We start from the raw sequence: 7,990 nt of genomic DNA on the forward strand, positions 1-7,990 counted from the left end.
TTCCGGCGACAAGAGGAGACATTACGCGGACCACCCCACCCCCGCAAAACACACCGCATCCCGGGCGTGTCGCACGAGCCCTCCCGGGATGGCACGGCGGCGGCCCCGTGGGGACCGCCGCCGGCGCATCAGTGGAAGAAGTGGCGCTCGCCCGTGAAGTACATGGCGACGCCGGCAGCGCGAGCGGCCTCCACGACCTCCTCGTCGCGGACCGATCCCCCGGGCTGGACCACCGCGCGGACCCCCGCGTCGAGCAGGACCTGCAGGCCGTCGGCGAACGGGAAGAACGCGTCGGATGCGGCGACGGATCCGGATGCCCGGTCCCCCGCGCGCTGCACGGCGAGGTGGCAGGAGTCCACCCGGTTGACCTGACCCATGCCGACCCCGACGGATGCACCGTGGTGGGCGAGCAGGATCGCGTTCGACTTCACCGCCCTGCAGGCCTTCCACGCGAACTCGAGGTCGGCGAGCGTCTGCTCGCCCACGGGCTCCCCCGTCGCGAGGGTCCACGTCGCCGAGAGCCGCGCACCGTCGGAGGGGAACACGTCCCCCGACTGGACGAGGTAGCCCCCCGAGATCTGCCGGGCCTCGAGGTCCTCGCGCTGGTACCCCTCCGGGAGCGTCAGCAAGCGCAGGTTCTTCTTGGTCTTCAGCAGGGTCAGCGCGTCGGCGTCGAACCCGGGGGCGACGAGGACCTCGGTGAAGATCTCCTTCACCGTCTCGGCCATGCCCAGCGTGACCGTCCGGTTGGCCGCGATCACCCCGCCGAATGCCGAGACCGGATCGCAGTCGTGCGCGCTGCGGTGCGCGGACGCGATCGCGTCCACGGCCCGGGGGGCGGCGACGGCGATGCCGCACGGGTTCGCGTGCTTGATGATGGCGACGGCCGGCTCGGCGAAGTCGTACGCGGCGCGGACCGCCGCGTCCGCGTCGACGAAGTTGTTGTAGGACATCTCCTTGCCGTGCAGCTGGACGGCCTGCGCGATGCCGGCGCCGGCGCGCCGACGGTAGAGCGCCGCGTCCTGGTGGGAGTTCTCCCCGTACCGGAGCACCTGCGCGAGCTCCCCCTCCACGGACCAGCTCGCGGGCCAGCCGGGGTCAGCCGCGTCGGCCGCATCCGCATCGTCAGGCGCGTCGGCGCCGAGGACCGTCGACCGGAAGTACTCCGCGACCGCGCGGTCGTAGTCGGCGGTGTGCGCGAAGGCCGCGGCCGCCAGACGACGGCGCTGCTCGAGGGTCGTCCCCCCGGCACGTACGGCCGCGATCACCTCGTCGTAGCTCGACGGGGACACGACGATCGCCACGTTGGCGTGGTTCTTGGCGGACGCGCGCACCATCGCGGGTCCGCCGATGTCGATCTGCTCGATCACGTCCGACGCCGGGGCGCCCGACGCCACCGTCTCCACGAACGGGTACAGGTTCACGACCACGAGCTGGAACGGCGAGATCCCGAGCTCAGCGAGCTGCACCTCGTGCGACTCGAGCCGGAGGTCGGCGAGCAGACCGGCGTGCACCGCGGGGTGCAGCGTCTTCACGCGTCCGTCGAGCGACTCCGGGAAGCCCGTGACGTCCTGCACCTGCGTGACCGGGAAGCCCGCCTCCGCGATCGTGCTCGCCGTGGATCCGGTGGAGACGATCTCGACGCCGGCCTCCGCGAGCGCCCCGGCGAGCTCGAGCAGCCCGGTCTTGTCGCTGACGGAGACGAGGGCGCGTGCCACCTCGATGCCGTCTCGATCGCGGAACAGGGACGGGTCGTGACGGGGTCCGCTCATGCCGGGGACAGCTCCTTGAGGTCGATGGTGCCGAGGGAGATCGCGCGCACCGTGTCGACGAGGAGCCTGCGCTCCACGACCTTGATGCGCTCGTGCAGGGTGTGCTCGGTGTCGCCCGGCTCGACGGGCACGCGCTCCTGCGCGAGCACCGGTCCGGTGTCGACCCCGGTGTCGACGACGATGATGGACGCCCCGGAGCTCGTGACCCCGGCGGCGATGGCGTCCCGGACGGCGTGGGCTCCGGGGAACTCCGGAAGGTACGCCGGATGCGTGTTCACGATGCGCGGCGCGAACGCCTGCACCGCGCGCGGCGGGAGGAGGCGCATGAACCCGCTGAGGACGACCAGGTCGGGCTCCCACCCGGCGATGGCGGCGGCGAGCTCGTCGCCCCACGCCGCGCGGTCGGCGAAGCTCGCGAACGGGACCGTGAAGGTGGGGATGCCGCGCTCCTCGGCGAACCGGAGCCCGTCGGCGTCGCGGTCTGCTCCGACCGCGACGACCCGGGCGGGGTAGTCCGCGTGATCGGCCGCCTGCAGGAGCGCGTGGAGATTGGTCCCGCTGCCGGAGATGAGGACGACCACGTTGAGCACGCGCACAGCCTATCCGCGTCCCTCGGGGCTGCGCCGGACCAGGGGGGCCATCAGGCCGGAGACGAACATGCCCGCCACGGACGCCACGCCGATCTCGAGGAACGCGGCGAGGAGGATCCACCCGGCGGCCGGGCCCACGTCGGCCAGGCGGCCGGGCCCCGCAGCGCCACCGGAGAGCACGGCCAGCAGCGCGAGCACCGCGGCGCCGACGACGCCCATGCCGACACCCGCGGCGAGGAACCACGGCCAGCGGCGCGCCTCGGGCTCGGGGATCCGGGCCACGCGCGGCGACAGCGCGACCGCGGCGACGAAGGACACGACGACGGGGACGAGGATCCCCAGGTAGCCGAGGTCGAACGCCCCCTGGGGCAGGACGCCGAGGACCGGGACGGACGGGATCGGGCCGACGGTCGTGCCGAGCGGCGAGATGGACGACCCGGTGCCGAGGGCGAAGCCGGGCCCGAGGAGCCACGACGCCGCCCACACGATGAGGTTCGGCAGGAGCGCGATCTGCGCCAGCGTGAGCGCGACGCCGCCGACGATCCCCGTCTGCAGCGTCTCGTAGAGCGTGATGACGGTCGCGTACTGGAGGCCGAGCAGCACCGCCACGACGACGGCGGCGACGGCGACCACGCCGAAGGCCGACGCGGCACCCCCGCGGACGGCCGTCGCGGCGACGGAGGCCGCGCCGTCCGGCAGGCGGTCGAGCGCATCGCGAGCGCTCCTGATGGACCCGGCGGCACGGCCCGACGACAGGGATGCCCACCACCGCGCTGCCCTCGCGCGGTCGGCCCGCGCGATCCCGCCGACGAGGAGGCCGAGCGCGAGGACCAGTGTGGGCAGGACGGCGCCGCGCCCGACGGCGGGGGAGACGCCCTCGTGCTGGGCCGCGAGCGCCAGACCGAGGGACAGGGCGGCGGTCGTGATCACCGCGGCGATCGCTCCGACGCCGGGGTGGTCGGTCTCGACGATGCGGCGGCCGGCGCGGATCCCGAGCAGGAGCGTGAGGAGGGCGAAGCCCAGGGGCGCGAGCGTGAGCGCGAACGGGGCGTCGACGCCCGGAAGACCGAGGGCGGTCGAGAGCGCCGGATCCAGCGTCGCCGTGAGAGGGACGCCGTGACCGAGGAGCCACAGGTCGATCGCCGTGCGCGCGAACACGCCCCAGTCGATCTGCAGGTCGTACTGCCCGGCCCACAGCGCCGTGAGCGGCACGAGGGGCAGGGCGACGCCGACCCCCACCACCAGGAGCGCCTCGAGTGCCGCGAACAGGGCGGTTGCGTGTCGGTTCATGCCTCGACGACCCTACCGGCCGGGCCTCGCGCGACCGGTCCCGCGGCGGGCGCGCCGGGGCATCCGCCGGTCGATCCGCCCGGGGAGGGGCGGCGGGCATGACGGCGGCCCGCATCCATCGGGATGCGGGCCGCCATGATGCGCTCGCGAGCGCGTCGTCGCTACAGCGCGGCGAAGACCTCGCGGAGGAGGTTGGCCGTCTCGGTCGGCGTCTTGCCGACCTTGACGCCCGAGGCCTCGAGGGCCTCCTTCTTGCCCTGCGCGGTGCCGCTGCCGCCGGAGACGATGGCGCCGGCGTGGCCCATGGTCTTGCCCTCGGGAGCGGTGAAGCCCGCGACGTACGCGACGACCGGCTTGGTGACGTGCGCCTTGATGTACTCGGCCGCCCGCTCCTCGGCGTCGCCGCCGATCTCGCCGATCATGACGATGGCGCGCGTCTCCGGGTCCGCCTCGAACGCCTCGAGGGCGTCGATGTGCGTGGTGCCGATGATGGGGTCGCCGCCGATGCCGATGGCGGTGGAGATGCCGAGGTCGCGCAGCTCGAACATCATCTGGTACGTGAGCGTCCCCGACTTGGACACGAGGCCGATGGGGCCGGCCTCCGTGATGGTGGCGGGGATGATGCCGGCGTTCGACTTGCCGGGGCTGATGATGCCGGGGCAGTTGGGGCCGACGATGCGCGTCTTCCCGCCGGTGCTCTTGGCGTGCGACCAGAACTCCGCGGAGTCCTTGACCGGGATGCCCTCGGTGATGACGACCGCCAGCGGGATGGCCGCGTCGATGGCCTCGACCACCGCGCTCTTGGCGAAGGCCGGGGGGACGAAGATGACCGACACGTCGGCGCCCGTCTCCGCCATGGCCTCGGCGACCGAGCCGAAGATCGGGAGCTCGACGCCCTCGATGGTGACCGTGCTGCCGGCCTTGCGCGGGTTGACGCCGCCCACGACCTTGCTGCCGGACGCGAGCATGCGGCCCGCGTGCTTGGTGCCCTCGGAGCCCGTGAGGCCCTGGACGATGATCCTGCTGTTCTCGTCGAGAAGAATCGACATGTTCGTGTTCCTGTTCTCTCTCGGGAGTTAAGCGGCGGCCAGCTCGGCGGCCTTGTCGGCCGCCTCGTCCATGGTGCCGACGACAGTGACGAGGGGGTGCGCGCGCTCCTCGAGGATGCGGCGGCCCTCCTCGACGTTGTTGCCGTCGAGGCGGACGACGAGCGGCTTGGTTGCGGCGTCGCCCAGCTTGTCGAGCGCGCCGACGATGCCGTTCGCGACCGCGTCGCACGAGGTGATCCCGCCGAACACGTTGACGAAGACGCTCGTGACCTGCTCGTCGCCGAGGATGACGTCGAGACCGGCGGCCATGACCTCTGCGGACGCTCCGCCGCCGATGTCGAGGAAGTTCGCGGGTCGCACGCCGCCGTGCGACTCGCCCGCGTAGCTGACGACGTCGAGCGTGGACATGACGAGCCCCGCGCCGTTGCCGATGATGCCGACCTGGCCGTCGAGCTTGACGTAGTTGAGGTCGGACTCCTTGGCCTTGGCCTCGAGGGGATCCGCGGCGGCCGCGTCCTCGAGGGCGGCGTGGCCCTCGTGGCGGAAGCCGGCGTTCTCGTCGAGCGTGACCTTGCCGTCGAGGGCGATGATGTCGCCCGACTCCGTGAGGACGAGCGGGTTGACCTCGACGAGCGTCGCGTCCTCGTCCCGGTAGACCCACCAGAGGCGCTCGAAGACGGGCGCGACCTTGGCGATGAGCTCCTCGGGGAACGACGCGGCGCGGGCGATCTCCTCCGCCTTCGCGGCGTCGATGCCGGCGACGGGGTCGATCTCGATGCGGGCGAGCGCCTCGGGCCGCGTGACCGCGAGCTCCTCGATCTCCATGCCGCCCTCGTAGCTGGCGAGGCACAGGTAGGAGCGCTCGGCGCGGTCGAGGAGGATCGAGAAGTAGAACTCCTCGGCGATGCGGGCGCCGGCCGCGACCATCACGCGGTGCACGGTGTGCCCCTTGATGTCGAGGCCGAGGATGCCCTCGGCCGCCTCGAACGCGGCGTCGGCGCTCTGGGCGACCTTGACGCCGCCGGCCTTGCCGCGGCCGCCGGTCTTCACCTGCGCCTTCACGACCACGGTGCCGCCCAGCTTCTCGGCCGCGGCGCGCACCTCCTCGGCGGTGTCGGCGACGATCCCCGGGAGGACCGGGACGCCGTAGGACTCGAAGAGGTCCCTGGCCTGGTATTCGAAAAGATCCACGCGTGTCATCCCATCCGCACCCGCGCCAGGCGGTTACGTGCGTCGTTCGAGGCTGCGGTGCCACGACCGTCTGGTGGCGGCACCCGGTGTGTTGCGGCTGGTCGACGCGCCCGCCGCCCACCGGGGTGGGCCGGCCCGCCGCGTCGACGACCGATGAGAGCCTATCGGGTCGCGGGTCCGCCGGCCCGGGCGCGCTCGGGCCGTGCGCCGACGCGCGATCCGCGGCCTGGGGAGGGAGACTGGGCGGATGAGGCCGAGGACGCATCCCGCACGTCGGCCGGGCGGGTCCATCCGCGACCTCGCCGGCGAGGGGATCCTGCTCGCCGCGGGAGGACGGGCCATCCTGCTGCAGATCGCCGACCCGTCCGTCGCCCGCGGCGTCGCCGAGCACAGCGACTTCGCGTCGCGACCGCTCGACCGGCTCGAGGGCACGCTCGGCTACGTCTACGCCGTCGTCTTCGGCTCCCCGGACGAGATCGCGCGCGCCCGGCGGATCGTCGGACGCGCCCACGCACCGGTGCGCGCGGAGGATCCCGCCGCCGACGGATCCGCGCCGGCCTACTCCGCGTACGACCCCGACCTGCAGCTCTGGGTGGCGGCGACGCTGTACGACTCGGCCATCGGGATGTTCGAGCTGTGCTTCGGGCCGCTGCCCGAGGACGCCGCCGACCGGGTCTACCGGCAGTACGCCGAGCTCGGCACCGCGCTGCAGGTCCCCGAGGGGCGGTGGCCCGCGGACCGGACGGCGTTCCGCGCGTACTGGGAGGAGCGCATCGCGACCCTCGAGCCGACGGATGACGCGCGGCGGGTCGCCCGGACGCTGCTCGGCGGACGGGTCGGGTCGCCCGCGATCCGCGCGGTCATGCCCCTCGTCGCGCTCATGACGGCGGGGCTGCTCCCTCCGCGGCTCAGATCGGGCTTCGGGATGCGGTGGGATGCGCGGATCGAACGCCGCTACGACCGCTCGCTCGCGCTGATCCTGGCCGTGTACCGCGTGCTGCCGCACGTCGTCCGCGAGGCACCCCGGTCGGTGATCACGCGCAGGTACCGACGGCGCGACGCGGGATAGCGGGCCCCTCCTGCACAGGCGGGCGGTCGCGGATCCCGTCCCCGGCTCCTGGTGCGGATGCCGCGACCGGCGCCGCCGGGCCGCACTGTGCGGCCATGACACGGATCCCCCAGGCCCCTCCCCTCCCCTTCCTCCGCCGGCACGACCACCCGCCTCGGCGGCCGCGCACCGCCCGGCTCGTCTCGTCGCTCGTGGGCATCGGCCTCGCGCTCGGGCTCGCCGCGAGCGCCGTGCCTCCCGCGCAGGCGCTCAGCGCGGTCTCCCACGGCGTCGGCTACTCGTCCGGAGCGGACGGCCGCTGGCTGGGCTCGTACCGGATGGACGACGGCCGGCTCGGCTTCTGCATCGACATCGGGCTGGCCGCGCCGCCCGGCCACGACTACACCCCGGTCGACGACGCGGGCACGACCCCCGACGACCGGGCGCGGCTCGCCTACATCTCGAGGCGGTGGGCCGGATCGACGGATCCCGACACCGCCGCGGCCGGGCAGCTCGCGACGTGGAGCATCACCGGGCTCGGCGGGCGCGACCTCGCCTGGTACGCGGCGCGTGCGGGGGATCACGCCGGCGCCGTCGAGTCCCGGGCGCGCGACATGCTCGCGGAGGCGGCATCCGGCGCCTCCCGATCCGTGACCGCGACCGCCACGGTGACGCTGGGAGAGGACGGGCGCGGGACCGTGCGCGCGGACCTGCGCGCCGACCTCGTCGCGAGCGGGATGACGGACGTGCCCGCCGGGTCCCAGACGGGGACGGTCACGCTCGACGGCGCCGTGTTCGACGACGGGAGCACGACTGCCCAGGTCGGGAACGGCGATGCGGTGCCGCTCCGGGCGACGGGATCCTCCGCAGCGCTGCACGTGACGGCGAGCGCCGTCTTCTCCTCGCTCCCCTACGGCGACGCCCTCGACGCGGTGGGCGACGGCGGAGCGTCGCAGCGGCTGATCCTGGCCCGGCCCGCGGACGCCCGGGCCGTGGCGCGGGCGGACGCGCAGGCGCCGAGCCCGCTCCCCTTCGCCCCGCGCGTCGTCA

General features: G+C 73.8%; 7 protein-coding genes. 2 read left to right on the forward strand and 5 right to left on the reverse strand.

Translation table 11 applies throughout. The features are described 5' to 3' along the window. Positions 1–128 precede the first annotated feature (128 nt). The 5 genes from purH to sucC all read right to left on the reverse strand — a co-directional run bounded on the left by purH (position 129) and on the right by sucC (position 5,892). Entirely contained in the window at positions 129–1,772 is a 1,644-nt protein-coding gene (purH, locus tag DZG00_RS09800) for a bifunctional phosphoribosylaminoimidazolecarboxamide formyltransferase/IMP cyclohydrolase (RefSeq protein WP_119382010.1), read from the reverse strand. Further along, entirely contained in the window at positions 1,769–2,368 is a 600-nt protein-coding gene (purN, locus tag DZG00_RS09805) for a phosphoribosylglycinamide formyltransferase (protein ID WP_119382011.1), read from the reverse strand. The genes purH and purN overlap by 4 nt, the downstream gene beginning before the upstream one ends. Before the next feature lie 3 nt (positions 2,369–2,371). Continuing rightward, positions 2,372–3,652, reverse strand: a complete 1,281-nt coding sequence (locus tag DZG00_RS09810) for a cell division protein PerM (protein WP_119382012.1) — start codon at positions 3,650–3,652, stop codon at positions 2,372–2,374. Between the two features lie 161 nt (positions 3,653–3,813). After that, a complete protein-coding gene (gene sucD, locus DZG00_RS09815) occupies positions 3,814–4,701 on the reverse strand; it encodes a succinate--CoA ligase subunit alpha (protein WP_012039236.1) in 888 nt (295 codons plus the stop codon). A 27-nt stretch (positions 4,702–4,728) separates the two neighbouring features. Continuing rightward, entirely contained in the window at positions 4,729–5,892 is a 1,164-nt protein-coding gene (sucC, locus tag DZG00_RS09820) for an ADP-forming succinate--CoA ligase subunit beta (protein ID WP_119382014.1), read from the reverse strand. 247 nt (positions 5,893–6,139) lie between these two features. Between sucC and DZG00_RS09825 the strand changes: the two genes are divergently transcribed. Together DZG00_RS09825 and DZG00_RS09830 are read left to right on the forward strand one after the other, a co-directional pair. Then, entirely contained in the window at positions 6,140–6,961 is an 822-nt protein-coding gene (locus DZG00_RS09825; RefSeq protein WP_119382013.1) for an oxygenase MpaB family protein, read from the forward strand. A 95-nt stretch (positions 6,962–7,056) separates the two neighbouring features. Continuing rightward, the coding region (locus tag DZG00_RS09830; protein WP_199689809.1) for a thioester domain-containing protein at positions 7,057–7,990 on the forward strand (934 nt) is incomplete at its 3' end.

This window comes from Clavibacter lycopersici (assembly GCF_003576405.1).
In the GTDB taxonomy this organism is placed as follows: domain Bacteria; phylum Actinomycetota; class Actinomycetes; order Actinomycetales; family Microbacteriaceae; genus Clavibacter; species Clavibacter lycopersici.

Excerpts from the sequence above, each read along its gene's own strand:
- DZG00_RS09810 (WP_119382012.1), bottom strand. The coding sequence starts at position 3,652 with ATGAACCGACACGCAACCGCCCTGTTCGCGGCACTCGAGGCGCTCCTG.
- sucD (WP_012039236.1), bottom strand. The coding sequence starts at position 4,701 with ATGTCGATTCTTCTCGACGAGAACAGCAGGATCATCGTCCAGGGCCTC.
- DZG00_RS09825 (WP_119382013.1), top strand. The coding sequence starts at position 6,140 with ATGAGGCCGAGGACGCATCCCGCACGTCGGCCGGGCGGGTCCATCCGC.
- purH (WP_119382010.1), bottom strand. The coding sequence starts at position 1,772 with ATGAGCGGACCCCGTCACGACCCGTCCCTGTTCCGCGATCGAGACGGC.